The sequence below is a fragment of the Streptomyces kryoterrae genome, assembly GCF_054072135.1.
Genome location: NZ_CM133358.1, coordinates 5,329,489 through 5,353,072, shown reverse-complemented (window position 1 = coordinate 5,353,072; position 23,584 = coordinate 5,329,489). Strand labels below are relative to the sequence as shown.

The 23,584-nt window shown below is 67.8% G+C and carries 29 protein-coding genes, 1 tRNA gene and 3 pseudogenes; 14 read left to right on the top strand and 19 right to left on the bottom strand.

Annotated features, from left to right (window positions below; genetic code table 11):
* Positions 1–3: 3 nt before the first annotated feature.
* The 3 genes from ACW4TU_RS23445 (at position 4) to ACW4TU_RS23435 (ending at position 3,016) form a co-directional block, all read left to right on the top strand.
* Complete coding sequence (locus ACW4TU_RS23445) at positions 4–1,479, top strand: AAA family ATPase (RefSeq protein WP_457416596.1); 1,476 nt, start codon at positions 4–6, stop codon at positions 1,477–1,479.
* 20 nt (positions 1,480–1,499) lie between these two features.
* Positions 1,500–2,606, top strand: coding sequence for a Rieske 2Fe-2S domain-containing protein (locus ACW4TU_RS23440; protein WP_457416594.1), 1,107 nt, complete (start codon positions 1,500–1,502; stop codon positions 2,604–2,606).
* Positions 2,607–2,851: 245 nt separating this feature from the next.
* Entirely contained in the window at positions 2,852–3,016 is a 165-nt protein-coding gene (locus tag ACW4TU_RS23435) for a hypothetical protein (RefSeq protein WP_457416592.1), read from the top strand.
* 60 nt (positions 3,017–3,076) lie between these two features.
* On the opposite strand, the gene ACW4TU_RS23430 is transcribed toward ACW4TU_RS23435, so the two are convergent.
* Positions 3,077–3,319 (bottom strand): GntR family transcriptional regulator, encoded by a 243-nt coding sequence (locus tag ACW4TU_RS23430; RefSeq protein WP_457416590.1) that lies wholly within the window; start codon positions 3,317–3,319, stop codon positions 3,077–3,079.
* 294 nt (positions 3,320–3,613) lie between these two features.
* On the opposite strand from ACW4TU_RS23430, the gene ACW4TU_RS23425 reads away from it, so the two are divergent.
* The 3 genes from ACW4TU_RS23425 to ACW4TU_RS23415 are packed head-to-tail and all read left to right on the top strand — an operon-like array spanning position 3,614 to position 4,472.
* Positions 3,614–3,895: a hypothetical protein gene (locus ACW4TU_RS23425; RefSeq protein WP_457416588.1), complete on the top strand. Its 282-nt coding sequence runs from the start codon at positions 3,614–3,616 to the stop codon at positions 3,893–3,895.
* A complete protein-coding gene (locus ACW4TU_RS23420; protein WP_457416586.1) occupies positions 3,892–4,092 on the top strand; it encodes a hypothetical protein in 201 nt (66 codons plus the stop codon). Before ACW4TU_RS23425 ends, ACW4TU_RS23420 begins: the two co-directional genes overlap by 4 nt.
* Positions 4,089–4,472: a hypothetical protein gene (locus ACW4TU_RS23415; RefSeq protein ID WP_457416584.1), complete on the top strand. Its 384-nt coding sequence runs from the start codon at positions 4,089–4,091 to the stop codon at positions 4,470–4,472. Before ACW4TU_RS23420 ends, ACW4TU_RS23415 begins: the two co-directional genes overlap by 4 nt.
* A gap of 231 nt (positions 4,473–4,703) precedes the next feature.
* On the opposite strand, the gene ACW4TU_RS23410 is transcribed toward ACW4TU_RS23415, so the two are convergent.
* From ACW4TU_RS23410 to ACW4TU_RS23385, 6 genes and pseudogenes are all read right to left on the bottom strand, one after another.
* Positions 4,704–5,171 (bottom strand): hypothetical protein, encoded by a 468-nt coding sequence (locus ACW4TU_RS23410; RefSeq protein WP_457416582.1) that lies wholly within the window; start codon positions 5,169–5,171, stop codon positions 4,704–4,706.
* A gap of 96 nt (positions 5,172–5,267) precedes the next feature.
* A pseudogene (locus ACW4TU_RS23405) lies at positions 5,268–5,491 on the bottom strand (DUF397 domain-containing protein).
* Positions 5,491–5,805: a hypothetical protein gene (locus tag ACW4TU_RS23400; protein ID WP_457416580.1), complete on the bottom strand. Its 315-nt coding sequence runs from the start codon at positions 5,803–5,805 to the stop codon at positions 5,491–5,493. Before ACW4TU_RS23400 ends, ACW4TU_RS23405 begins: the two are co-directional and overlap by 1 nt.
* 283 nt (positions 5,806–6,088) lie before the next feature.
* Positions 6,089–6,919, bottom strand: a complete 831-nt coding sequence (locus tag ACW4TU_RS23395) for a helix-turn-helix domain-containing protein (protein WP_457416578.1) — start codon at positions 6,917–6,919, stop codon at positions 6,089–6,091.
* On the bottom strand, positions 6,916–7,437 hold the full coding sequence (locus ACW4TU_RS23390) for a DUF6879 family protein (RefSeq protein ID WP_457416576.1): 522 nt from the start codon (positions 7,435–7,437) through the stop codon (positions 6,916–6,918). Before ACW4TU_RS23390 ends, ACW4TU_RS23395 begins: the two co-directional genes overlap by 4 nt.
* On the bottom strand, positions 7,421–7,630 hold the full coding sequence (locus ACW4TU_RS23385; RefSeq protein WP_457416574.1) for a hypothetical protein: 210 nt from the start codon (positions 7,628–7,630) through the stop codon (positions 7,421–7,423). The genes ACW4TU_RS23390 and ACW4TU_RS23385 overlap by 17 nt, the downstream gene beginning before the upstream one ends.
* A gap of 534 nt (positions 7,631–8,164) precedes the next feature.
* On the opposite strand from ACW4TU_RS23385, the gene ACW4TU_RS23380 reads away from it, so the two are divergent.
* The gene (locus ACW4TU_RS23380; RefSeq protein WP_457416572.1) at positions 8,165–8,296 is read left to right on the top strand and encodes a hypothetical protein; all 132 of its coding nucleotides are present in this window, start codon (positions 8,165–8,167) and stop codon (positions 8,294–8,296) included.
* Here ACW4TU_RS23380 and ACW4TU_RS23375 read toward each other — a convergent pair.
* From ACW4TU_RS23375 to ACW4TU_RS23365, 3 genes are all read right to left on the bottom strand, one after another.
* The gene (locus tag ACW4TU_RS23375; RefSeq protein WP_457416570.1) at positions 8,290–9,432 is read right to left on the bottom strand and encodes a Fic family protein; all 1,143 of its coding nucleotides are present in this window, start codon (positions 9,430–9,432) and stop codon (positions 8,290–8,292) included. The two genes, ACW4TU_RS23380 and ACW4TU_RS23375, sit on opposite strands and share 7 nt — an antisense overlap.
* 332 nt (positions 9,433–9,764) lie before the next feature.
* Positions 9,765–10,283, bottom strand: a complete 519-nt coding sequence (locus ACW4TU_RS23370; RefSeq protein ID WP_457416568.1) for a DUF6879 family protein — start codon at positions 10,281–10,283, stop codon at positions 9,765–9,767.
* The gene (locus ACW4TU_RS23365) at positions 10,267–10,479 is read right to left on the bottom strand and encodes a hypothetical protein (protein WP_457416566.1); all 213 of its coding nucleotides are present in this window, start codon (positions 10,477–10,479) and stop codon (positions 10,267–10,269) included. Before ACW4TU_RS23365 ends, ACW4TU_RS23370 begins: the two co-directional genes overlap by 17 nt.
* Positions 10,480–10,724: 245 nt before the next feature.
* Here ACW4TU_RS23365 and ACW4TU_RS23360 point away from each other — a divergent pair, with 245 nt between their 5' ends.
* The 3 genes and pseudogenes from ACW4TU_RS23360 to ACW4TU_RS23350 form a co-directional block, all read left to right on the top strand.
* Positions 10,725–11,147 carry a prevent-host-death family protein gene (locus tag ACW4TU_RS23360; protein ID WP_457416564.1) on the top strand — a complete coding sequence of 141 codons (423 nt, stop codon included), beginning with the start codon at positions 10,725–10,727 and terminating at the stop codon, positions 11,145–11,147.
* Positions 11,148–11,272: 125 nt separating this feature from the next.
* Positions 11,273–11,476, top strand: a complete 204-nt coding sequence (locus ACW4TU_RS23355) for a hypothetical protein (RefSeq protein WP_457416562.1) — start codon at positions 11,273–11,275, stop codon at positions 11,474–11,476.
* Positions 11,477–11,482: 6 nt separating this feature from the next.
* Positions 11,483–11,588 (top strand): annotated as a pseudogene (locus tag ACW4TU_RS23350) (IS481 family transposase); the annotation flags it as partial.
* A 131-nt stretch (positions 11,589–11,719) separates the two neighbouring features.
* On the opposite strand, the gene ACW4TU_RS23345 reads toward ACW4TU_RS23350, so the two are convergent.
* From ACW4TU_RS23345 to ACW4TU_RS23325, 5 genes are all read right to left on the bottom strand, one after another.
* Positions 11,720–12,097 (bottom strand): hypothetical protein, encoded by a 378-nt coding sequence (locus ACW4TU_RS23345; RefSeq protein WP_457416560.1) that lies wholly within the window; start codon positions 12,095–12,097, stop codon positions 11,720–11,722.
* Positions 12,098–12,247: 150 nt separating this feature from the next.
* Positions 12,248–15,601: a S8 family peptidase gene (locus ACW4TU_RS23340; RefSeq protein WP_457416558.1), complete on the bottom strand. Its 3,354-nt coding sequence runs from the start codon at positions 15,599–15,601 to the stop codon at positions 12,248–12,250.
* A gap of 155 nt (positions 15,602–15,756) precedes the next feature.
* Complete coding sequence (locus ACW4TU_RS23335; RefSeq protein WP_457416556.1) at positions 15,757–16,836, bottom strand: ABC transporter permease subunit; 1,080 nt, start codon at positions 16,834–16,836, stop codon at positions 15,757–15,759.
* On the bottom strand, positions 16,833–17,783 hold the full coding sequence (locus tag ACW4TU_RS23330; RefSeq protein ID WP_457430262.1) for an ABC transporter ATP-binding protein: 951 nt from the start codon (positions 17,781–17,783) through the stop codon (positions 16,833–16,835). Before ACW4TU_RS23330 ends, ACW4TU_RS23335 begins: the two co-directional genes overlap by 4 nt.
* A 4-nt stretch (positions 17,784–17,787) precedes the next feature.
* Positions 17,788–18,255, bottom strand: coding sequence for a GntR family transcriptional regulator (locus tag ACW4TU_RS23325; RefSeq protein ID WP_457416554.1), 468 nt, complete (start codon positions 18,253–18,255; stop codon positions 17,788–17,790).
* A 311-nt stretch (positions 18,256–18,566) separates the two neighbouring features.
* Here ACW4TU_RS23325 and ACW4TU_RS23320 point away from each other — a divergent pair, with 311 nt between their 5' ends.
* Complete coding sequence (locus ACW4TU_RS23320) at positions 18,567–19,118, top strand: hypothetical protein (protein ID WP_457416552.1); 552 nt, start codon at positions 18,567–18,569, stop codon at positions 19,116–19,118.
* Positions 19,119–19,308: 190 nt separating this feature from the next.
* Positions 19,309–20,661: an alpha/beta fold hydrolase gene (locus ACW4TU_RS23315; protein WP_457416550.1), complete on the top strand. Its 1,353-nt coding sequence runs from the start codon at positions 19,309–19,311 to the stop codon at positions 20,659–20,661.
* A 182-nt stretch (positions 20,662–20,843) separates the two neighbouring features.
* Here ACW4TU_RS23315 and ACW4TU_RS23310 read toward each other — a convergent pair.
* The 4 genes and pseudogenes from ACW4TU_RS23310 to ACW4TU_RS23295 all read right to left on the bottom strand — a co-directional run.
* A tRNA-Trp gene (locus tag ACW4TU_RS23310) sits at positions 20,844–20,918 on the bottom strand.
* A gap of 140 nt (positions 20,919–21,058) precedes the next feature.
* A complete protein-coding gene (locus tag ACW4TU_RS23305) occupies positions 21,059–21,493 on the bottom strand; it encodes an NUDIX domain-containing protein (RefSeq protein ID WP_457416548.1) in 435 nt (144 codons plus the stop codon).
* Between the two features lie 60 nt (positions 21,494–21,553).
* A complete protein-coding gene (locus tag ACW4TU_RS23300; protein ID WP_457416546.1) occupies positions 21,554–21,973 on the bottom strand; it encodes a VOC family protein in 420 nt (139 codons plus the stop codon).
* Positions 21,970–22,359, bottom strand: a pseudogene (locus tag ACW4TU_RS23295) (transposase); the annotation flags it as partial. The gene ACW4TU_RS23300 and the pseudogene ACW4TU_RS23295, both read right to left, overlap by 4 nt.
* 63 nt (positions 22,360–22,422) lie before the next feature.
* Here ACW4TU_RS23295 and ACW4TU_RS23290 point away from each other — a divergent pair.
* Positions 22,423–22,917: a GNAT family N-acetyltransferase gene (locus ACW4TU_RS23290; protein ID WP_457416544.1), complete on the top strand. Its 495-nt coding sequence runs from the start codon at positions 22,423–22,425 to the stop codon at positions 22,915–22,917.
* Positions 22,918–23,208: 291 nt separating this feature from the next.
* On the top strand, positions 23,209–23,514 hold the full coding sequence (locus tag ACW4TU_RS23285) for a hypothetical protein (RefSeq protein ID WP_457416542.1): 306 nt from the start codon (positions 23,209–23,211) through the stop codon (positions 23,512–23,514).
* Positions 23,515–23,584 lie beyond the last annotated feature (70 nt).

Here is a 23,584-nt window from a genome sequence, read left to right as displayed (position 1 = left end):
TCGGTGGACAAGCCCGCCGAGATGTTCGACCGGGACTACGAGTGGTCGGCGCTAAGTCGGTTCATCGCCGACCCGCAGCCCGGCGCAACCCTCGGCGTGGTCTCCGGACGCCGCCGTCAAGGCAAGACCTTCCTGCTGGATGCCGCCTGCCGGGCCACCGGAGGGTTCTACTTCGGGGCGACCGAGGCAACCGACGCCGAGTCCCTACGCCGGATCGGCACCGCACTGACCGCACACGTACGCCCGGCCAGCCCCTTCCACTTCGCCGACTGGTCGGAGGCCGTCGACGCGCTGCTCGCGCTCGGCTCCGAGCGGCCGGTCCCCGTGGTGATCGACGAGTTTCCCTACCTCGCCAGGGCCAACCCCGAACTGCCGTCGATCATCCAGGAGGCGCTGCGGACCCTACGTGACCAGCGCACCGCCTCCCGCACCCGACTCCTCCTGTGCGGTTCGGCCCTGTCCTTCATGGGCCGACTGCTGTCGGGCAACGCGCCCCTGCGCGGGCGCGCCGGCCTGGAACTGATCGTCCGCCCCCTCGACCACCGCCTCGCCGCGGAATTCTGGGGCATCACCGATCCCCACCTGGCGATGAAGGTGAACGCGATCGTCGGCGGTACCCCGGCCTACCGGCGCGAGTTCGCGCGCGGCGACACCCCCGAGGGGCCGGAGGACTTCGACGACTGGGTGATCCGCACAGTCCTCAACCCCGAAACCCCGCTCTTCCGCGAGGCCCGCTACCTGCTCGCCGAGGAAGCCGACCTCCGCGACACCGCCCTGTACCTGTCCGTCCTGGCCGCCGTCGCCGACGGCAACTCCACCCGCGGCGGCATGGCAGGCTACCTGGAACGCAAGGCCGTCGACCTCACGCACCCCATCAACGTCCTGGAAGACGCCGGGCTGCTGCACCGGGACGCCGACGCCTTCCGCGAGAACCGGCCCACCTACCGCATCGCCGAACCGCTGATCGCCTTCCACCATGCGATCATGCGCCCGGTCTGGGATCAGCTTGAACGCCCCGGCAGTGCGGCACGGGTCTGGGCAGCCAGCCGCCGTCGCTTCGTCAGCAACGTACTCGGACCCCACTTCGAACAGGTATGCCGCGAATGGGCCCTGCACCATGCCGACCCCGAACTTCTGGGCGGACTGCCCGCGCGCATCGGCCACGGCATAGTCCACGACCCGAAAACCCGCACCAGCCACGAGATCGACGTGGCGGTCATCGGCATCGCCAACGGTCATGCCAAGCCACCGCTCCTGGCCATCGGCGAGGCCAAATGGAACGACACCATGGGCATCGCCCACATCGACCGCCTCCGGCACATCCGCGACCTCATCACCTTGGCGGGCCGCTACGACACGAGCGGCACCCGGCTGCTCTGCTTCAGCGGAGCAGACTTCAACAACAAGGCGCACGCGTCGTCGGAAGCAGATCCCGACGTCCAGTTGATCGACCTCGCGGCCCTCTACAGCCCCACCTGAAACACGCCTAGCATCACCACATGCGCTTATGGCGGAGTCATGACACGGTCGCATCCCTCCCCCGCGACCCCCGAGCCGACGAGTATCCGATGCCGTTCGTGCCGTACGGCTGGTACGCCGTGCTCCGCAGCACCGAGCTGCGGCCGGGCAAGGTCGTCAGCCTCCACTACTTCGGGCGGGCGCTCATCGCCTTCCGGGGAACCGACGGACGGGCGACCGTCCGGGACGCGCACTGCCCCCACTACGGCGCGCACCTGGGCGCCGGCGGCAAGGTCGTGGACGGCACGGTGGTGTGCCCGTTCCACGGCTGGCGGTTCGGCGCGGACGGCAGGTGCGTCGAGGCACCGTTCGCCACCCACACCCCCAAGGTGTCCCTCGGCGGATTCCCGGTCCGCGAACACAGCGGACTCGTCCTCGTCCACACCGGCCCGGGCGAGCCGTCGTGGGAGGTACCGGAGATCCCCGAGACGGAGTCCAAGGACTACGCCGCCCCGATCGACGACACCTGCCGGGCGCGCGTCCACGTCCAGGAGATGCGCGAGAACATCGTCGACGAGTCCCACTTCCACTTCATCCACGGCCAGAGCGAACCCCCCGTCCAGGACTGGCGCCAGGACGGCCCGTACGCCGAGGCCCGCGGCCGGATCTCCCGACGCGTCCTCGCCTGGGACATCAACAACACCTTCGACGCGTTCATGTACGGCCCGGGTGTCATGGTGGTCCGCGTCCACGGCCCCGTCCTGTCGGTGACCGCGGTCGCCCTCACCACCCCGGTCGACGACCGCACGAGCGAACTCCGGATGCTGTACTACCTGCGCAAACCGTCCCGACTCCCCTTCCTGACGCCTCTCCTCAAGCTCGTGTTCCGCGCGGAGGCCCTGGGCGAGGTACGGGAGGAGGTCGAGATCTGGGACCACAAGATCCACCAGGCCCGCCCGGTGCTACTCCCGCACGAGAAGGGGATCAGGGCCCTGCGGCGGTGGTACGGGCAGTTCTATCCGTCGTCGGACGTGGCGATTCCGGGGGTGCGCCGGGCGGGCCTGCCGGACGGGGCAGAGAGCGGGACGAGCGGCCGGACGGGGAGTGACGAGCCGGTCCCGACGGGGACACAAGGAGGTGGGGCTTGATCGCCCCTGGCTTCTATCCGGTGGGAGAACCCCCGAGCAGTCGGCCTCCGTTGCCGACCATCAACAACTCCCTTCGCCCTGGCCATGATTGGCCAATGCCCGGGTTCAGTTGGCCGGTCCACTCCCAACTGCCGTCCCCTGACGCCGTCCAACGGAACTGGCCGGCAACCGTCTCCACGCTGCCTCTTGGAACTCGCATCAGCGGTCGGGTCGTCGGCCGACAGCGATTCGGTGTCTTCCTCCTGTTGGATGGCGCACCGAACGCGGTCGGCCTCGCCGAGATCAGCGCCATGCCTCACCACATGGAACTTCCCGCATTGGGCACCACCGTCGCCGGTGAGGTGATCTCACACGCCGATCACAACTGCCAGGTGAGGATCAGACTCGACGAGTGGAACGCACCCGGCTGAGCGATTCCTGGGCGCCACAGACCCCGGGGGGACGAAACGGTGAGACGTGCTGACGCGCGCCTACTCCTCGGCCCGGGGCGCGTCCGCGACGAACGAGCCCTGTCCCAGCACGGTGCGCAGCCGTCCCTCCGCACGCAGGGCGGCCACCGCTTTCTGAATCGTTGACGCCGCGACGTCGAACTCTCCGGCGAGATCCACTACGGCAGGGAAACGCGCACCGGGAACGTAGGCACCGGCATCGATCCTGCGCCGCAGCTCATCGGCGATTTGGGTCCATACAGGCTTGCCCCGATCGAGATCCATGACTCGAACGTATGCGTCTTCGCGAAACCGAGCGACCGCGAATGCGCGAATACGCGTATCCTCGGTAGATGATGACCCCCGCGACGCGGCGAACGTCCGGGGGCGCGGCCATCAACCGTAGGAGTTGACGACATGCGCGAGCGTAGCGCGGCTGTACTGATCGGGGTGCTACTCCCCCTGTTGTGCTGGGCGCTTCCAGCTACCGGCAGGAGGCGCAAGGCGGCTCCAGAACCGATCCGGAACGTTGTATCCAGCAAGAACGTCGGAGGCATTGCCCACTTGTCGACGGTGTGGATGCCTGCTGTGCGCCGGTCGCCGTACAGCGCCGACCGGGCGCCCCTGGACGGTTCGGCGTCCCGGCTGTCCCGGCCGTATCTGCCCTCGCTCGTGGACGCGGTTCCGGGGGCGGAGACAATCGCGGCACCCCGTACAGCCCATGTACGTCCCAACCGGTCAGCACGCGAACGGGCCGTACGGCTGCGCCGCCGGGCGATCACCGTGCTGGCCGTGGACTTCGGCATCGACGTCGACACCCGGAACATCCACGCCGAGCTGAGCGCGGTGCGGGCCCGATGACCGGCCAGAGGGGTACGAGGGTCCAAGTCGCCGTACGACAGGCCGAGTTGCCGATGCTGGGCGCCTACAGGTTGCGGTTCGAGCACGCCCGCAAGTGCGACGGCTGCAAGCGCGTCCGCAAGGCGCAGGACGGCTGCGAGTACGGGCAAGGGCTGTGGGACGCGTACCGCCAGGCGTACGACAGAGGTGCCCGATGACCACTCAACCCACCGATGCGTGCGACACGGTCCGCGCCTCGATGTTCTACCGCGCACCGATCCTCAGCGAGAGCGGCGCGTGCATTCTGCCGAAGGGGCACAAGGGTGACCACCGTGACGCCAAGGGCGCTAGCTGGTACCTCATCCCCCTCGTCGGCGGAGCCGACCTCGACGGAGGAAAGGGGCCGACGACGATGTCCCACCCCCGCGAGTCGGCCTGGACACCGGAACCCCCGTTCCGCTCCCCCCGCTGCGTCCTGAGCCAGCACCCCCACTGCCAGGACTCCGAACCCCGCGACACAGGCGTACCCGGAGTCCACTACCTCGTATGCACCTGCGCCTGCCACCACCCGGCCCCGACGAAGGAGGACCGGTCGTGAACTCCGCTGACACCAGATCGAGTTGGGGCCCGGTACGGGAAGGGGTCGACTCATGATGTCTCACCGTGCCCGCAGGAATCGTCTGGAGTCATGGGTGTGGACACTCGCCCTCATGACCATGTCCGGGGTGGCGGTCCTCCTCGCCCTCGACGTCTTGGAGACCATCCGCTGACCCAAAGCCAGTCCGACGGTTCGAGCCGGCGCCTCCATGACACCTCGCGGAGGTGCCGACTACCGCACAGGGCATGCCAGTTCAGGCCGTGCGCGGTTCGGGGAACACGTCACCACAGCGAGCGACAGGTACGAGGGACGCTCCAGGTAGACGCCGAGTGAGACGTCAGCCCCCGCGTCCAATCGCTCGACAGCGGAGCCGACGAGCACACCAAGACAAGAGGAGTCGTGGTCTCTCTCGAAGGCGAACCGGGACGCGTGCTCGGCCAGCCGCTCCCCGAGCCACACCGCCGCGTCCTTCGCCTCGTCCCACGTACCGCGCACCAGGGAACGTGGCTTGATCAGCCAGTACGCCGTCTCCAGCGGCGGCAGATCCACCACCGGGAATTCCGTGGCCACCTCGCGGTACCGCTGGATCAGCTCCGGTCTGCTGCCTGCCGGAGGCGGGGCGGGATGTGGTGGCCGCCGTAGCGCCTCCTGGTCGAAGCGCTCTTTCGGGCCTGTCCACAGATAGCCGTGATGGTGCACCAGCCGTACCTGTTCTCGGTGTTGGGGCAGGAAGAACCGGCCGGACCCGGCCCCGTGAGCGGGAACCGGGACCGGCCGGCCTTGGGTGGGGCGGGGTCAGACCAGCAGGCCGAACCGCGCCGGGTCGATGCCCGCCGCGTCCAGTTCCTCCGTGGTGAACCGCAACGGCACCGCGTCCGGCCGCTTGCTGTCACTCAGGGCCAGGCGTCGTCGCCGATCCGGGCCAGCGTCACGCACCCCTCCGTACAGGGGCCACCGCACGCCTTCACGAACGACGCCCCGTTGATGTCGAGCGCATACAGGTCGGATCCGTCCAGCATCACTGCACCTTCCTGCTCAGCTGATCGCGGCCATGACTGACCGCCGCCGCCCGTGCCGGGCGGGAGTCTGGAGCCCCGGATGGCCTTGCGGCCGTGTCACGGGGTGGGAGTTCGGGGAGGAGCTGAACCTGCTCCGGCGGGACCAACCACTCTCTGCCACCACCCTCAGGCCAGAGGAAAGCGACGGGACACTTCCGGCGTTCGCCCGGCGGCTCCGCGGGGTCTTCGTAGTCCGGGATCACGTCCCGGAGGACTCCGACTCTTCCCGCTGCGTCGTGGACCTGCTTACCGATGTCCTCGGCCGTGACGCTCACGGCTGGTCCTCTGAGTGCTCGCCCCCATGGTGTTGACGCAACTCCACGTTCGCGTCCGAGACCTCGCTGTACTCGCCTCTGGAGCGAGCGTTCTCACGACGCACACTGAAGGCCAGGCATTCCATACAGCCTGGAACTGTCTTCGGTTCCGGAGGCAGTTCTGTAAGCCCGTATCCCTGAGACTTCTGCGTACCCGCCATAAATCCTCCCCGGCTTCATGATTCATCCATGATCTACCGGTTAGCGGGTTAAACCGAGCATTATTTCCGTCCTGGATTAAAGATCAACGGACAGCGTCCGCCCACCTCCGAAGCAGCACCCTGGCTTCATCACCGAAATGGCTCTGCCGTTCGAAAACAGAGAACACGCCCAGATGTTCAGAGATATCTCGAGCGTCTCGAAACACCATGCGCCCGGTAAAGTTCTCGACCGTCGCCAGCCGGTTGTCATAAACAGTGAATGTGTTCATCGGCCCGCGGAGCACGGCAGCGCCAATCGGCATAACACCTATGCGAATGTTCGGCAGATGAGAGAGCGACACCAGACGATCAATCTGAACAGCCATGGCGGAGGGTGGCAGAATCGCCCATCTCACAGCCTGTTCTGTCAAGATGAATGTAAAAGTCTTGGATATTTCATAGAGAACAGCTTGACGCTCCAGCTTGCGCGCCACAGTTCTTGACGAGTCACCGGGAGCATTACCCAGACTGGCGCGCACATACTCCGGCGTGGCCAACAAGCCTGTAATCATGGCGGGAAGGAAGTACCTTAGCTCGGTCGCCTCAGATTCCAGCGCGGCCAGCTCCTCCTGCCGTTTCTCCATACCACGACGCCAGGATGAGCGCTTATCCTGCCATTCGGTGTTGGCGATTCGAGCAAGGGACGTGATCTCGACCACCAGCTCAGGGGGAGCGTCGAGAGCACGAAGAATAAGCTCAACATCCATGAGCTTCGGTGTCTTCTTGCCCGTCTCGAACTTACTGATCTGAGACTGAGACATGTTGCAGCGCCGAGCGAGCCGGTCTCCTGTCAGGCCGGCTCGCTTGCGCAACTCACGGAGTTTTTCCGCCAGGTCGGTCCGTGACTGACCCAACTGCTCGGGCTCAAACGTCACTCAAGCTCTTTCACATACTCCGCGAACGGAACGGAATGAGCCAGAGCGATTCGCTTCCACTCCAGGTAGGGACTGATGTCCCCAGCGAACAACTCTCGGTTAATCTGCGTTCCGTCTGCTCGAAAATTGAGGCGTACCAGCAATGCCTCGTCGAATATCCACCAGTCGGTCTCGGAGAGTGGAAGACCGTAGTCGTCCTGGCTGACGTCCAGAACACGGATTTCCTCCCCCGCCGCAATATTTCCGGGGATGCCCCAGGCGAATTGGTACCGTTGATAGTCCGTCAACGGATGCCGTACAACTCGTACCCGTCCAATCGTGCGCCCCGACGCCACGAAGCCACGAACTCGCTCATGCCACCGTGAATTGTGGTCGGCGGGCTTGGAGTCACCTCGGAGGAAACCTGCGACGTTTTCCGTTTCTCTGGGCATGGTGTACACGGGTTGGGCTTCGAACCGCCATGCGTCACGCTCATATGTGTCGAACGTCCTCCGCCACTCGTCACCATCCAAGAGCACGAAAAGCCTCCCTGAGTACGGCTTCCGGAATCTCCACCAGCGCCTCGCCTTCCGGCGGAGCGAAGGCGGAAGACACGTCGCCCTGGACGACGATAGAGCCCGTTGCCGAGCGGTAGACGTTCGGGCAATCGTCGTCATCACAGTTGGGGCCGTCGAACTTGCCGGTGAGCCGGGTCAGTTCCTCGCGCGCCATGATGTCCCCTCGTCTCGGACCCCGCCTGGAGTCCCTCATAGCGAGAGTAGGTAGGCCATCATCCGGGGTCCATGCCGACTCTGAACTATTCCCGATCCGGAATAAACGATCTTGAGCATGTCATAGGCGCCATGCACGACCAACGAAGCCCCATGCATCCGGGCGAGCTGCCACCCCTCCGAAGTACGCTCAACCCATGTTCATTCCGACCGTTTCGTTCTCCGACCTGTCGAAGAACCCCCAGCGGGTCGCCGAAACCGTCGAGTGTGCCCACCGTGTCCACGTAACGCGCCGCGACGGCGAGGACCTGTACCTCACCACCTCACCACCGAGCGCCATGAGCGTCAGCGCGAGGAGCCGGCCGACGTCCTCGCCCAGCTATTCGCGGCCCTCATCAGCAGCAACGAAGGCACCCGCGCGATTCTGCTCGCCCTGCCGGAGGTCTTCCCGTAGACCCTGCGCCTGTCGGCCGAAGAAGTAAGCGAGTTCGCAATCGACCTCCTCAACACGACCCGCGACGCCGCAGAACTGGACGTGCACACGAACCTGCACCGAGTCATCGTCGATTGGCGTGCCACCGCCAGAATCCTCGCCAACCCCGACCTGACGGCACAGCTGACCACCCAGCTCCCGGACGAGGACCACGGCGGCCACCCCAGCTACTGACGATACGGCTCCCGGTACAGGTCGGCGTGGACCTCCGCGTGCACCTCGCTGCGGATCTTGCGAAGCACGGAGCCCCCGATGTAGCGCTGGGTTCGGGCGTGACCGACGGACTCGACGAGGTCCAGGCGGCGCAGGGTGCGGAGGTCGGCCAGGGCCTGGTCGCGGGTGAGGGCTTCCTCGGCCTGGTAGGTGGTGCGCCGCAGGTGCCCCTCGGCAGCGGCGTACAGGGCGGAGACAGTGCGCTCGCCGAGGCGGTGCTGCCCGGCAAGGCGCTCCAGGCGGAACCAGAGCCGGGCCGCCGCTTCGAAACGGCGCTGGACTTCCTGGGCCTGGAGGTGGTGGGCGGTGAGGCAGAACCTGAGCCAGGAGGCGGCATCGCGTTCCGGCTGCCAGGAGCCGTGCTGGACATCGCGCAGGGCGCCGTAGTACTCACGGGTGTTGTACTCGTCCGCGCCGAGCCACTCCTCAATGCTGGAGAACTCGGGGGCGAGGATGCCCTCGCGCGCCAGAACGAGGGTATGGACGGCGCGGGACATCCGGCCGTTTCCGTCACGCCAGGGGTGGATGGAGACGAGGTTGAAGTGGGCCATGGAAGCCCTTACGAGGGCCGGGGTGTCCAGGTCTCCTTCGGCGAGCCAGTGGACGAGCTCGTCCATCAGCTCGGGCACCTGCTCGGGGTCCGGGGCGGTGTACACCGGCGGTCGGCGCGGGCCGCCGGAGACCCAAAGGCCACTGGTGCGGTACTCGCCGGGACGCACCTCCCGGTCGACGCCCCTGGCCACCATGAAGTGCAGGGCCGAGAACAGGGTGTGGTCCCAGGAGAAGATCCGGAAGTCCGCGGCGTGCTGGATGTAGGTGAGGGCGTCGCGATAGCCGATGACGGCGTTGAGAGTGGCCCCGTCGGTCTCGGGGGAGATGTCCCCGCCGGCGATCAGGGTCTCGGCGTCTTCGGCGCTGATCGTGTAACCCTCGATGTGGGTCGATCCCCGAACAGCGGCTGCGGTGAGCGAGCGGCGGAGCTGTCCCTCCCAGCGGCGGGGCTGGGCAAGCCGGTGGCGGAACTCGGTGCGGAGCGTCTCGATCTCGTCGATGACGCGGCGGTCGTCCGGGGTCAGCGAAGGCGTCGCGAAGAGCACTCCTCGACACTACAACACACGTAGGGTCGCAGTATTTGGCCAGCCGGGTCAGGTACGGATGCTCTGTCCATACGGCAACACGGTCGCGCAGGTCGTGGAGAGCTGGGGTGTCGCGGCGGGACCCGGGGCACCGTGCCCGTAGGAAACGCCTGGAGATAGGTGTGGACACTTGCCCTCATGACCTCGTCCGGGGCGGCGGCCCTCCTCATCCTCGACGTCCTGGAGACCATCCGCTGCCCCGCGACCGAACCAATTGTTCGGTCCGGCACCGCTTCCGAAGCGTTCTCAGTGTCTCGGCCAGGTCCGCTTTCGATTGACCCAGCTGCTGAGGATCAAGTGTCAAGACCCTTCACGTACTCCTCGAAGGGCACCGATTCTGCGATAGCGATGCGCTGGTACTCCAAGAACGGCTCAGGGTCGTCCTCGTGCACTTCCCGGCTGATCTGGGTGCCGTCCGACTCGTAGTGCATCAGCACGACCTGGGATCGGTCGAACATCCAGAAGTCCTGTACGCCCTCAAGGGAGTTCGGGCGATCGGTCACATCGAGAATGCGGATGGCTTCCCCGGCTTCGACGTTGTGCTGGTAGTACTCGAACTCGAAACGGAGGTAGTCCGAGAGCGGTTGAGTGACGATGTGAACTCGTCCCACCTTGCGCTCGTCGGCCACATACCCCTGGACTCGGTCGAACCAGGGCTGTGTCGCTTCGCGCGTGACCGGCTCACCGGCCAGGAATCTGCGGACCAGCTCTTTCTCCTGTGGCACGCGGTAGACAGGCAAGGTTTCCAGTCGCCATGCCTCCTGTTGCATGGCATCGAACGTCCTCCGCCAGTCCTCACCAGCCAAGAGCACGAACAGCCTCCCTCAGTACCGCCTCCGGGATCTCCACGAGCGCTTCCCCCAACGGCGGGACGAAGGCGTTCGACGTATCACCTTGGAACACGAACGACCCCGAGGCTGTGCGGTACACGTTGGGGCAGTCGTCGCCCCCACATTCCCCGTTCCCGTTCCCGTTGCCGGTGAGTCGGGTCAGTTCCTCACGCGCCATCGTGCCCCCTCTGTATCGGGCCGGTCAGGTGCCCGCCTTGGCGAAAACGCTAGAGCGATCGACCACGGCCCGTCCATGACGCCTCAAGAATATTCCAGTAGTGGGGTACTTGATCTTGTGGATCCGCCTGTCTCTGCGATGTTGCCGCAGGTCGCCCTGCAGAATCACAGCTGCCGGCTCGACCACGGAAGGCGTCACTCAGCCTTCGCTTGACTTCGGAAAGCCTTCCGAAGCACGCTCCCCCTATGTCCATTCCGACCGTTTCGTTCTCCGACTTGTCGAAGAACCCCCGGCGGGTCGCCGAAACCGTCGAACGTGCCCAGCGTGTCCACGTAACGCGCCGCGACGGTGAGGATCTGTGCCTCACCACCGAGCGGCATGAGCGTCAGCGCAAAGAGTCCGCCGACATCACCGCCCGGCTGCTCGCGGCCCTCATCAGCAGCGCTGAAGGCACCCGCACGATTCTGCTCGCCCTCCCCGAGGTCTTCCCGTGGACCCAGCACCTGTCGACAGAGGAGGTGCGCGAGTTCGTCGCTGACCTCGTGAACGCGACCCGGGATGCCGCGGAACTGGACGTGCACACCACTCTGCACCGAGTCATCGTCGAATGGCGTGCCACAGCCAGAATCCTCGCGGCCCCCGGCCGGACAACCGCCGGATCCCCCTGAGCTCGCCCGGACTTGCTCCCGCAAGGGAACCGCCGACGGCTCACCTCGCTCTCCACAGCCGGGAACAGTCCCGCTCCGGTCCACGCGGGCTGCGAGGATGCGCGTACCGGAACGGAAAGAGGGAGATGAGCGTGCTGCTGTTTCTACTGATAGGTGTTCTTGTGCTCGCCGTCGGCGGATGCGTCTGTGTCGTATGGGCCGCGCGGGGCGGACCGCCCTGGGTGCGCGCGGTGTCCACCGCGACCCTGCTGGCGGCCCGGGTGGTGAGCAAGATGGGGACCAAGAGCAACCACGGCAGCAGCAACCAGGGTTCCGACGGGGACGACTAGCTAGGTGTGAGGGGGCACCGGAACGCACCGCTGACCCCCGAGGGACGTCTGCGGTTGTGCCTGCGGATCGACGCTGGCCGGCCGATCGCGCACGTCGCTGCCGAGGCCGGGCTATCGAAGATCTCGTGGAGCCAACCTCATGAGACAGCACAACTAGGACAGGCCCGTCCCGTTCGGCTTCTCGGTGGGCACCATCGTGTCCACCGAGGTGAGGTGACTGTGCGTAAGTTTCACCGATCAGGGTTATTCGGCGCCGGTTTCCGCCGTGTTGAGCATCTGTGCCAGCAGCAGAGCGCCTCCGGCCGCCACCCCTACCCCCACCGCTCCCGCGGCCAGGAATCCGCCGGAGGAGCGCCAGGACAGCACCGACCACCGCGACTGGGCGGAGAACAACGACCCTGTACTCAGCCACGACCCGGTCGAGATCAGCGACAGGGCTGACCCGATCGAGCCGACCGACAGGGCACTTCCGATCGAGCCCACGGACAGGGCCGAACCGACGGACCCCACGGACAGTACGGACCCCACGGAGCCGATCGACAGCACGGAGTCCTGTGACCACAAAGACAGCACCGAACCAGTGGAGGCGCGACCGGTCGACCGTTCGGACATTTTTGTCATGAGTCCATAGTCCATCCTGCCCGACGGTCGCGCTCCCCTTCCTCCCCTCTCCTCCTCCCCTCGGGCCACTCTCGGTTCCCGTTCACGACAAGACCGCCCGGCTCGGCCGAAGCCGACCCGGGCGGTCTGTCAACGTGCTTGTGCAGTCGCCTACTTGACGGTCCGATAGGCCCGATGGATCGTCTGCTTCAGGGTGTTGCCGGCCGCGTCCGTGAGCGTCACGCGCAGGGAGACCGTGCCCGCCTTCGCCGGGTGGCGCAGGTCGAGGCGCTTGCCCGCGACCGTCTTGGCCGCCTGCCAGGTGCGGCCGTCGTCGTACGAGACGGAGAAGGCCAGCTTGCGGGCGGTGCGCGCGCTGGCCGCGCCCTCGATCGTGAACGGCACCGAGAAGCGCGTTCCGGCCTTGGCCGTGCTCGCCGTGCTCAGCTTGGGCGAGAAGCGGACCGCCGACAGCGGCAGTCGCTGGCCGACACCGGTGACGTGCGCGGAGGTGAAGGTCCACTCGGCGGCGACGCGGGTGGAGACGGACGAGAGGGAGGTCGGGCGGGAGACGTCCGTGGTGAGTCGGTACGTGCGCTTGGCGGCGGGGAGTTCGTACGAGACACCGGCCAGGTCCGAGTTCACGTCGAAGACCTTCGTGCCGCCCGCGTACAGAGTGCTCCTCGCCTTGCTGTACCGGGAGTCACCGACGTGGCCGGCTCCGTCGGAGAACAGCGGAAGGTAGGCCAGGAAGGTGTCGCCGACGCGCACCGCGCCGGGCCGGTCCTCGCTGTCCGGCAGCGGGCCCGTGAGGTGCGGGCCGAAGACGCCGGTGTTGAAACGCTCGGTGTACTGCTTGCCCGCGCTGTACGAACGGTACTTCGCGGTCCACTGACCGGCGTCCCACACCGGGTCGCCGTACTCGTCCGTGCCGCTGTTCTGCGTGATGGCGTACCGCCACTTCACGCCCGGCAGGACGTATTCGGTGAGGTTGGCCGGCAGCGAGATGTCGGTCGGGGAGAGGTCGAACCAGGAGCCGTCCGGTGTTATCGGCGCGGCGACGAGCCCACCCGTCTTGCCCTTGACGGGCGATCCGGCGGCGAGCGTGATCCTGGCGAACTGCGCGTGCTTCAGGTTCGCGGTGAAGCCCGACAGATCGCCGGTACGGTTCCAGACCGGCCGGTAGTTCGTACTGCCGTGCGTCCAGGTGCCGTTGTACTGCGCGAACGCCTCGTTCGCGGGCAGCCGGGCGCCGAACTGCCCGACGCGCAGCTTGCCGAAGCTGCCCATGTACGTGCTGATGCTCTGGTACCCGTCGATGTCGAACCCGTAGTTGAAGGTGCCGTCGGTCTGCTTGGCCTTGCGGTCCGGCACGGTGATCCGGATCGGCTTGGCCTTGCGGGCGTCCATGACGAGGCTGGTGTCACGGGTGAGCGAGAACTTCGGGTTCAGGAGGAGGGCCAGGTCACCGGTCCCGGGGGTCGCGCCCGTGTCGATACGGCCTTCGAGGCTGTAACGGCCCTTGGGCAGCCGTACGGTGAACTCGCCGTCCGTGTCGTCCGCGTAGTCGCTCCAGATCCCGCCGTCCAGAGCCTGCACCCCGGTCTCCGAACGGGCGGCGGGCTTGCCCCGCAGGTCCAGGTGCTTGACGGTCAGGTTGTACGACTCGACCTCGCGCTGTACGCCGATACCGGTCCGTACGGTGGTGCCGGCGCCGTCCGTCGCGGCGACCGAGCCGCCGAAGACGCCGTCGGCCGTGCCCGCGCTGGTGTCGGCGGTGACCTGGGCGGTCGCGGTGGCGCCCGCCGGGACGGTGAGCTGCTTCGGCGAGACCTCGAACATGCCCTCGGCGGCGGGCTTTCCGTCCTCGCCGTACGCCTCGGTGGTCAGGTCGAGGGTGAGGGGGCGGTCGCCGTCGTTGCGGTAGGTGACGGTCTTGGCGATCGGCTGGTCGTCGGTGTGCGGCCACTGCTGGGCGGCGAAGCCGATGGTGGCGGGCGTGGTGGTGAGCCGCTGGTCGAGGGCGCGGACGATGTCCGTACGGCCCGTGCCCTGCGCGAACGCCGACACGCCTGCCGTCGGCTTGGCGGAGCCCATGAGCGCGGCCTTGATGCGCTCACCGGTCCAGTCGGGGTGACGCTGGGCGAGGATCGCGGCGGCGCCCGCGACATGCGGGGTCGCCATCGACGTACCGCTCATCGACACGTAGCCGTCGGCGGCCGGGTCGCCCTCCGTGCCCTCGGCGGCCTTCGCGGCGACGATGTCGACGCCGGGGGCGGTGAGGTCGGGCTTGAGGGCACCGTCCGCCGTCGGGCCGCGGCTGGAGAAATCGGCCATGGCGTCGGTGCGGTCCACCGCGCCGACGGTGAGCGCGGCGGCGGCGCTGCCCGGCGATCCGACCGTGCCGGCGGCGGGGCCCTCGTTGCCGGCCGCGATCACGAAGAGGGCGCCGGAGGAGGCGGACAGGTCGTTCACCGCCTGTTCGACCGGGTCGTCACCGGGGCTGTCGGGGCCGCCCAGGCTGAGGTTGATCACCTTGGCGCCCTGCGCGACGGCCCACTGCGCGCCGGCGATGACCCCGGACTCCTCGCCGTAGCCGCTGTCGTCGAGCACCTTGCCGCTGATCAGCCGGGCGCCCGGCGCGACTCCCTTGTACTTCCCCCCGGAGTGCGCGCCCGAGCCCGCGACCGTCGACGCCACATGCGTGCCGTGGCCCACCCGGTCGACGGTGTCCGCCGCCTCGGAGAAGTTCTTCGCCGCGTCGATACGGTCCCGCAGATCCGGGTGTGTGGCGTCGACCCCGGTGTCCAGCACGGCGACCTTGACGCCCTTGCCGTCATACCCGGCCGCCCACGCCTCGGGGGCGCCGATCTGGGCGGTGCTCCGGTCGAGGGCCGCCTCGACCCTGCCGTCCAGCCAGATCTTCTCGACCCGGTCGGCGGCGGCCGACCTCGCCCGCGCCGTCCCCCCGCTGCCGGTGAGCGTCTCCCACAGTGCGGCGCCCTCGGACTTACGGGCCTTCAGCGCGTCCCCGTTGACGCTGGGCAGGTCCCGGCTCACCCGGGCGCCGGCGGCGGACAGCGCGCTCGGCGCGAGGGCGCGGCCCTTGGCGTACGTCACGATCAGCGGGAGGTCGGGGCGGGCCGCGTCGTCGTACCCCCACTTGACCAGCTGCGACACGTCGAACAGCCGCCGGTCGGCGGTGCCGTTCGCGAGGAGCCGCTCGGCGTCACGCGGGACGACGTAGGTGCGGTCGGCGTTCCGCGATATTCGGAAGGTGGTGCCTTCCCTGCCCTTGCCGGGCCGCACACCGGTGACCTGCCCGGTGGCGTCCAGGGTGACCCGGTCGCCGGTGACGAGGGTGACGGTCCTGGCCTTGGCGAGGGTGCGAGCCATCCCCGCCGTACCGTCGGCGGACTGTGCGGCCCCGGATTCCGGGGCGCTGAGCAGGGCTGCGGTAAGAGCGGCGGCGGTGAGCAGGGTGAGTGCCGAAGCCTCACGCGCTCGCCTCTTACGGTGATTCAAGGCATGCCTTTCTCTCCGGACTTCCGGGCACGGCAAAGCAGCCCGTCCGACGGGACAAGGAATCAAAGGGTGGGAAGAGGCGCCCCTCCGAAAGGGGCGCGGGGGACGGGACTCAGACGAGCCGCTTGCGACCCCAGGGGCGCGGGGGACGGGACTCAGACGAGCCGCTTGCGACCCCAGAAGAAGAGGAACGCCACGACACCGGCGGTCAGGGCGAACAGAATCGACGCGCCGAACCACTGCATACCGTTCATCTGCGACATCGGGAGGTAGTCCACCGACCAGCCCACGACACCGGCCTTGTCCAGGCACGCCTGCCGTGCCGCGTCCGTCCCCGACCCCGAACAGGTGCTCCACCCCAGGAGATCCCCGCCGCTGGTGAGATACGACTCGTCGATCTGGTACGCGCTCTTGGGTATTGACGGAAGCGCGTTCTCGCCCATAACACCCTTGTTCGTCGTGACCGTGATCACGTTGCCGAGCGACAGCAGGAAGTAGCCCCAGACGAGCTGGAGGAAGACGGTGAAGCAGAAGGTGACCACCATGGCCATCAGCGTGCGCCGCAGCACCACACCGACCGCCACCCCGCCGAAGACGGAGAAGAGGGCGAGGGCGACAGGCACCGGGCCCGTGGTGTTGAAGGCCTCGCCGGAGGTCCAGTCCATGACCGTGACCTCGGACTTGACGGGGTTCCACCACCAGTCGAACACCGCCGACAGCACGCCCGTGCTCACCACGACCACCAGTCCGGCCAGCGCCAGCTTCGTGGCGAGCCAGCGGGTCCGGCTCATGGACTGGGCGGCGACCAGCTTGGCCGTGCCGTTCTCCAGGTCGCCCGCGATGAGCGGGGCACCGAGGAAGACACCGAGCAGGATGGGTATCGCCTGGAGACCCATGGAGACGAAGGTGAACGCGTCGTAGTACTGCTGGAAACTGCCGCCCGCCTCGTCGAGGCTCTTGCCGGGATAGCCGTAGCCGTCGAGGAAGTCGACCAACTGGCCGCGCTGGTAGACGATCCAGGCCACGGAGAGCGCGGTGGCGGCGAGGATGGTCCAGAACGCGGCCCGGTGCTGGCGCCAGACCAGCCAGGTCATACCGCTGAGGCGGGGGCGTCGGGTGGCCTCCGCGGTGGTCGCGTTCAAGGTCCCGTCGGTGGTCCCGCTCATGTTCCCGTTCATGGTCCCGTTCTTACCGTCGCTCGTGGAGCCGGTCGAGGTGCGGGTGAAGGTGCTCATGCCGCCACCGTCCCGGTGCCGAACGCCTGGCCCTGACCCTGGATCTGGCCCTGAACCTGCGCGGTGGGGGTGATCAGCGGTGGTGCGTCGGGTGAGCGGAGATAGGCGAGCAGGAGTTCCTCCATGTTCGGGGCGTTCACGTCCCAGGGGCCGGTCACCGGGCCCTCGGGGCGGATCAGCGCGGTGAACTGCCGGCCGCTGGTCCGGTTCTCGACGAGGGTGTGGTGCCCGAGGGCGGCGGGCATGCCGTCGCCCTCCCTGGCCCCGGTGACCATGGTGTGCACGGACATCAGCTCGTCCACGTCACCGGCGAGGCGCACTCCGCCGCCGGAGACGACGACGAGGTAGTCGCACACGTTCTCCAGTTCGGCGAGGACGTGGGTGGACATCAGCACGGTGGTGCCGCGCTCGGCGGCCTCGGCGAGGAGGGTGCCCATGATCTCGTGGCGCACGACCGGGTCGAGGTCCGACATCGGCTCGTCGAGCATCAGCAGGTCGGGGCGCTTGCCGAAGGCGAGGGCGATGGCGACGCGGGTGCGCTGACCACCGGAGAGGGTGCTGATCTTCGCCTCGAAGGGCACGTTGCCCGCGCGGATGATGTCCTCGGCGGCGCGCTGGTCCCAACCGGGGTTCAGCTCCCGGCCCAGACGCAGGGTCTCCGCCACGGTGAAGCGGCGGAACAGGGGCTTCTCCTGGGCGAGGAACGCGGTGCGCCGGCCGGACTCCACCGAGCCCGGCGCCTCACCGAACAGGCTGATCGAACCGTGCGTCGGCTGCAGGACATGGGCCGCGATGCTCAGCAGCGTGGTCTTACCAGCACCGTTGGGTCCGACCAGCCCGCAGATCCGTCCCGTCGGGAGCCGGAAGGAGCAGTCCCGCAGCGCCCAGCCCCGCCGGTAGCGCATCCCCAGCCCGTACGCCTCAAGCGCCGACTCCCCCGCGTACATGTCGTCACTCACTTGTGCTCCTAGTTGTCGTGGCCCCCGTGGGCCCCGTTGTCGTGGCCCTCGTCGCCGCCGTGGTCCCGGCGGTGTACTGCTTCTCCAACGCCGACGCGACCAGCGCGGCCACGTCCTCCTGCTCCAGACCGGCCCCGGCGGCCTTCGACATCCACGTCACCAGCTCCGCGTACAGCGGCGAGTCGGTGCCCGTCTCGGGGCGGCCCAGCGTGCGGCGTACGAAGGTGCCCTGGCCCGGCCGCGGTTCGACCAGGCCCTCGCGCTCCAGCTCGCGGTACGCCTTGAGGGTGGTGTTCGGGTTGACCGTGCTGGTCGCGGCGACCTCCTTGGCGGTGGGCAGCCGGTCACCCGGCACCAGTACGCCCAGCCGCAGGGCCTGCTTGGTCTGCTGCACGATCTGCTGGAAGGCGGGGACCCCGCTCCGCCTGTCGATGCGGTACTCCACGATCACCACCACCATTCCACTACTTGATTAGTGGAATGATGATGGAGGGATGCGAGGGCGGTTGTCAACGCCGACCGGGGAGCGAGGAGGGCGGGGACCGGGTGGTCCGGAGTGACGGAAGGGGCTCGCTGGACGACGTTTCGGTGGTCAGCGGGGGTACAGGCCTCGCGACTGGGGCCCGGCAGTCCGTGACGACGGGCTGCCGGACTGCCGGACTGGCGGGCCGCTGTGCGCCTCATCGCCGTGATCGCCCCGCTTGTCGGGTGATCAGTTACGCTGACCGCCCTTTTGAGACTTTGAGACAGAGAACGGGCGGGGAAAGAGACATGTTCAGCAAGAGACGTCTAACACTGGCCGGCTTCACGGTGATCCTCATGGCCGGGCTCGGCGCGTGCGGGAGCGGCGTCGGGCCACAGGACGACGGCACCACCAGCAGCCAGTACGACGATGACGGCGGCGCGGGCGTCCAGGAGACGGCGCCGGTGAAGCCCACCGTCCACGGGCTCCGCGACGCCGTCCGTCACGTCACCGCCAAGACGGCCAAGGCCACCCGCCCGCACCTGGTCAAGAAGTGCGCGCCGGCGACCAGGCAGGTCAAGCACACGCAACGTACGGGCACGGGCACCGCGAAGAGAACGCGCACCTGGTACACCACCGAGCACTACCAGAAGTGCGCGAACACCCGGAGCGGCACCGAGACGTATACACGCGTCGTCCGCCAGGAACGCTGGTGCGTGAGCCTGGACGACGTGAATGGCGACGCCAAACGGGACGCCGTCTGGTACCAGGTCACCAGGGTGACCTACGACAAGGCCGTCGCCGCCGACCGGCTCGCTCCCCTGAAGTTCACGCCGGAGGCCACTGGTTGTCACCAGTGACGGCCCGTTTCCCCAATTAGACAGTGAGTCAAGTTACTCAACCGTAATCTTCCGACTGCTACCCGAAGTAACCGACCAGTAGGTACGGTCCTGGCGAACTACCCGGTAAGGAGAGGCGGCCACTCGGCTTCTCGGCCTCTCCCGGGTTCCTCATCGCTTCCTTCCTGCCCCACGCTTCAGGAGGTTCGCCATGCCCGCACGCAGACGGCTCCTGGCCGCAGCAGTCACCGCTGCGACTTGTCTGGGCGCCCAGGCGCTCTCGTACGCAACAGCCTCGGCCTCGACCTCGGCCTCGGACGCCTCCTCGGCGGAGACGGTCGTGTCCCGAGGCGTGGAGATCCCCACGTTCTACACGCCACCAACCACCCTCCCCACCCCCAACGGCGCGGTGATCCGCACCGAACCCCTCCCCCTCGCCATCTCCCTCCCCACCCTCGACGGTCCCCTCCCGGGCCGGGCGACCCGCCTGATGTACAAGTCCACGGACTCGAACGGCTCCCCGGTCGCGGTCACCGGCGCGTACATCGAACCGACGGCGACCTGGAAGGGAGACGGCCCGCGCCCGTTGGTCGCGGTGGCCCCGGGCACGATGGGCCAGGGCGACCAGTGCGCGGCGTCCCTGGGCCTGGAGAACCCCCTCTCCCTCAACGGCCGTACGGTGTCGGTCGGTTACGAGGACGTGGCGATCTACCGTCTCCTGGCAACGGGCGCCGCGGTGGTCGTCACGGACTACGCCGGCCTGGGAGCGACGGACCGCCTCCACACGTACGTCAACCGCCTCGACGAGGCACACGCGGTACTGGACGCGGTACGCGCCGCCCGCTCCCTCCCCGGCACCTCGGTCACCTCGGCCTCCCGGGTAGGCCTGTTCGGCTACAGCCAGGGCGGCGGAGCCACCGCGGCGGCAGCCGAACTCCAGCCGTCCTACGCCCCCGACATCACCCTCGCCGGCACCTACTCGGGCGCCCCACCGGCCGACCTGGCCGCGGTCACGGAGGCGATCGACGGAAGCGAACTGGCGGGCGCGCTGGCCTGGTCGCTGAACGGCTTCCTCCAGTCGGACCCGACGCTCAGGCCGCTGGCGGAGGCCCATCTGAACGCGACGGGGAAAGCGGCCCTGACCGACCTGTCGACGATGTGCGTAGGGGACGCGCTGCTCGGCTACGGCTACACGAAGAGCACGAAGTGGACGACGGACGGCAAGTCCATCTCCGACATCATCGCGTCCACCCCGGCCCTCCAGACCTTCCTGAACAGCCAGCGCATCGGCACCCTCACCCCGTCAAGCCCGATCCGCATAGCGACGGGGACCAGCGACAACCTGGTCCCGCACGCCCAGGCCCGCCGCCTCGCCGCGGACTGGTGCGCGAAGGGCGCGAACATCACGTACAGACCGGTGATCCTGCCGAACGTGATCAGCCCCCTGCTGAACCACTTCACCCCACTCCTCACGGACCAGGGCAACGCGGTGAACTGGCTGACGGACCGCTTGTCGGGCAAGCCGGCGTCGTCGAACTGCGGGGTGCTGCCGATCCTGCCCTGAGCGGAACAAGGCCGAGTGAGGCCGAGTGAGGCTGATCGGGGGCTACGGCCGCCGGTCAGCCTCGTCCTGGCCCGGGACGAGGCGCTGTAGAAACCCGCGCCGAACCAGCACCAGTTCCGTCTGGCCGAACCAACACCAAGTCCGTCTGGTGGACAGCAGACACGCCGGATGCGGTGAGAAGGCAGAGCCGGCCGGATTTGAACCGGCGTCCTCGCGATTTTGGAGACCGCGCGCGACGACCTCTGCGCTACAGCTCCGCCCCGTCCGCCATCCTAAGGACCGCGCGACGACGTCAGCGATCTGCCCCACGACTTCGCATGCCCGTAGGCGGTACACGTGGCCGTCCCGGTTCGGCAGCTGAGCAAGGTCGATGAGATCCGCCGAGTGGCGCCATCTCTCAGGCGCCCCAATTGCCTGCGTGCTCCCATAGGTAGTCGGCGAGTTCGGGCGGATGGATTTCGAGCGCTCTCACGGCTGACGCGTTCAACGCGACGCGCACCGGCGCGAAGTCGCCTATGTCGGGATCATCGAGTTCAGGGCCGCTACGGCGATCCGGGTCCAGGTCCAGCACGTCGGCACGAAAGTAGTGCTGCACAACGGTGACCTTTTCGCCCGGTTCGGTCAAGGTCAGGAACTCGGTCGCAGGGCCGATCGTGGCACCGATCTCTTCCCTCACTTCGCGGCGTAGAGCCGTTTCGAGGTCGGCGTCGTCAGCTTCGACGCCGCCGCCGACGGTTGTGTAGTAGCCGGCGCCGCCTGGCCATCCTCGGCGCAGGAACACCAGCTGACCGCCGTAGAGCAGAACCGCTCGGACGTTGTGGCGGACCTTCATATTCGCGACGATAGTTCGCCCACCCCGCCCAGGAGGCACGAACCGAGCAGACCGGATATCTCAGGTTCGTTCGGGTGACTTGATCGCGACGAGTTCGACTTCGAAGCCGTCGTCGTTCTCCAGGTAGGCGGCGTAGTGCTGTGCGCCGCCGGCGTACGGATGCCGCTCGGGGAACATGAGGTGCCAGCCGTGGCGAGCGGCGCCGGCAGCCAACTCCTCGACGGTGGCGGCGTCTTCGACGTGGAACGCCAGGTGGTTCAGTCCTGGGCGGCAGCGGTCGTACTGTTCGGCGGTGAGGGCCGGAGACTGTTCGATGACCAGGTAGGTCGGCCCGAGCCGCCAACTGCGGCCGCTGTCCCAGCTCTGGAAGAGGGTGTGACCCAGCGCTTCCAGCAGCCAGCCGAGCGAGACGAGCGCGCGGTCAAGGTCCGGCACCCACAACTCGACGTGATGCAGCGTGCCGTGCGCCGGTCGGCTCATGCGGCCACCACCTCGGCACGCTCGACGAGATGGCCGCATTCGAAGCGGGCTCCAGCGCGGACAAGCGCGACGAGGTGGGGTGCGTTGACCGCCAGCCGGCCGGCCTGGGCGGACTCGACGAGCTTGAAGACCATGGCAAGCGCGGCGCCCGTACTGCCGACGCCCTTGGTGACCTTGGTGACCTTGGTCCGCAGCCGTATCGTCGCGAAGGTCGATTCGATGGGATTCGTCGTGTTCAAATGGCTCCCATACTGGGCCAGGAAGTCGTAGAACGCCAGCTGTTCATCGACATCATCGGTGATCTTCTTGACGGCCTTGGGCCACTCCGCGCCGTACGTCGTGCCGAACGCGGCGACAGCCCTGACTGCGTGCTCCCGGTCCTCGGCGAGGTGTCTGCCACTGGCGGAAACTCAGGCGGCCTCGGCGCACGATCTGGGTAGAGTCGGGCGATGCCCGAGCTGAAGCCGCTGCATGCCTGCCACGCCCCGGCGGTCCTGGCCTTCGAGCTGGCGAACCGCACCTACTTCGCCGCCTCGGTCTCCGACCGCGGCGACGACTTCTTCGACCAGTTCACCGACCGGTACAACGCCTTGCTGACCGAGCAGGAGGCCGGCATCTGCGCCTTCTACGTGCTCGTCGCCGAGGACGGCTCGGTACTCGGCAGGTTCAACCTGTACGACTTGGAGGACGGCACCGCCACACTCGGCTACCGGGTCGCGGAGCGGGTCGCCGGCCGCGGCGTGGCGACCGCGACCGTCCGGGAGCTGTGCCGGATGGCGGCAGCGACGCACGGCCTGCTCACACTGCGGGCGGCCACCTCCCACGACAACGCCGCGTCCCAGAAAGTATTGGTCAAGGCCGGGTTCGTCCCGGTCGGCCCTGCCACCCCGGACGAGCTCGGCGGCAGGTCAGGCACCTGGTACCAGCGCGACCTCCAGCCATAGACCTTGATCTTGCTCGTGCGTCGGCTGCCGGAAGGCTGCGGCCACCGCTCGCGGACCTTCCCGGAGGCACGATCCTCGTCCGGGTCCACCGCCACTGCTGACATGACCCATCGGGCTGGCTTTTCGCCCGGGAGCCCTCGCGGATGTTGGCGGCCACCTCGGTGCCCTTGCCAACGTCTACCTGGACCAGCCGACAGCGGTCCCAGTACGGATGATCACCTGCCGCACTGGGACCGTGCGTGTCGCGGCAGGGCGGCAGCGCGGCACCCAGCGAGAGGAACCGAACGCAAGATGCCACGGTGGACAGTGCTGGTCATACCTGTCGGCGGTGTGGCAGAAGCGGACGGCGACGCGCGTACCGTCGCGGAGCTCGAAGGCAGCTCCGAAGAAGCGGAGACGGCCCTGCTGGAGGCGGCGAAAACCTACGGGCACAGCCGCCGGAAAGTGCGCCGCCGCGAGATCTTCAAGCCCTCCAGCCGGTCCTACTTCATCCGTATCCAGGGCCGTACGGCGACCCACAGCCTCCTCGTTCAGCTTGCCGAGCTGGTCCACGACTCCGACTCCGACGCGGAGTCCGCGGACGAGCCCCACGGCTGACGACCAGTCTCCACACAGTCCGGACCGCGCCGGTTCTCCTGCGAAGGCTGCGCGTCCAACACTTTCTGGA

Excerpts from the sequence above, each read along its gene's own strand:
- ACW4TU_RS23430 (WP_457416590.1), bottom strand. The coding sequence starts at position 3,319 with ATGGATCTCGATCGGGGCAAGCCTGTATGGACCCAAATCGCCGATGAG.
- ACW4TU_RS23285 (WP_457416542.1), top strand. The coding sequence starts at position 23,209 with ATGCCACGGTGGACAGTGCTGGTCATACCTGTCGGCGGTGTGGCAGAA.
- ACW4TU_RS23360 (WP_457416564.1), top strand. The coding sequence starts at position 10,725 with ATGTCCATTCCGACCGTTTCGTTCTCCGACTTGTCGAAGAACCCCCGG.
- ACW4TU_RS23335 (WP_457416556.1), bottom strand. The coding sequence starts at position 16,836 with ATGAGCACCTTCACCCGCACCTCGACCGGCTCCACGAGCGACGGTAAG.
- ACW4TU_RS23345 (WP_457416560.1), bottom strand. The coding sequence starts at position 12,097 with ATGACAAAAATGTCCGAACGGTCGACCGGTCGCGCCTCCACTGGTTCG.
- ACW4TU_RS23290 (WP_457416544.1), top strand. The coding sequence starts at position 22,423 with ATGCCCGAGCTGAAGCCGCTGCATGCCTGCCACGCCCCGGCGGTCCTG.
- ACW4TU_RS23365 (WP_457416566.1), bottom strand. The coding sequence starts at position 10,479 with ATGGCGCGTGAGGAACTGACCCGACTCACCGGCAACGGGAACGGGAAC.
- ACW4TU_RS23325 (WP_457416554.1), bottom strand. The coding sequence starts at position 18,255 with ATGGTGGTGGTGATCGTGGAGTACCGCATCGACAGGCGGAGCGGGGTC.
- ACW4TU_RS23425 (WP_457416588.1), top strand. The coding sequence starts at position 3,614 with ATGCCTGCTGTGCGCCGGTCGCCGTACAGCGCCGACCGGGCGCCCCTG.
- ACW4TU_RS23305 (WP_457416548.1), bottom strand. The coding sequence starts at position 21,493 with ATGAAGGTCCGCCACAACGTCCGAGCGGTTCTGCTCTACGGCGGTCAG.
- ACW4TU_RS23415 (WP_457416584.1), top strand. The coding sequence starts at position 4,089 with ATGACCACTCAACCCACCGATGCGTGCGACACGGTCCGCGCCTCGATG.
- ACW4TU_RS23330 (WP_457430262.1), bottom strand. The coding sequence starts at position 17,783 with ATGTACGCGGGGGAGTCGGCGCTTGAGGCGTACGGGCTGGGGATGCGC.
- ACW4TU_RS23355 (WP_457416562.1), top strand. The coding sequence starts at position 11,273 with ATGAGCGTGCTGCTGTTTCTACTGATAGGTGTTCTTGTGCTCGCCGTC.
- ACW4TU_RS23440 (WP_457416594.1), top strand. The coding sequence starts at position 1,500 with ATGCGCTTATGGCGGAGTCATGACACGGTCGCATCCCTCCCCCGCGAC.
- ACW4TU_RS23320 (WP_457416552.1), top strand. The coding sequence starts at position 18,567 with ATGTTCAGCAAGAGACGTCTAACACTGGCCGGCTTCACGGTGATCCTC.
- ACW4TU_RS23420 (WP_457416586.1), top strand. The coding sequence starts at position 3,892 with ATGACCGGCCAGAGGGGTACGAGGGTCCAAGTCGCCGTACGACAGGCC.
- ACW4TU_RS23385 (WP_457416574.1), bottom strand. The coding sequence starts at position 7,630 with ATGGCGCGCGAGGAACTGACCCGGCTCACCGGCAAGTTCGACGGCCCC.
- ACW4TU_RS23300 (WP_457416546.1), bottom strand. The coding sequence starts at position 21,973 with ATGAGCCGACCGGCGCACGGCACGCTGCATCACGTCGAGTTGTGGGTG.
- ACW4TU_RS23315 (WP_457416550.1), top strand. The coding sequence starts at position 19,309 with ATGCCCGCACGCAGACGGCTCCTGGCCGCAGCAGTCACCGCTGCGACT.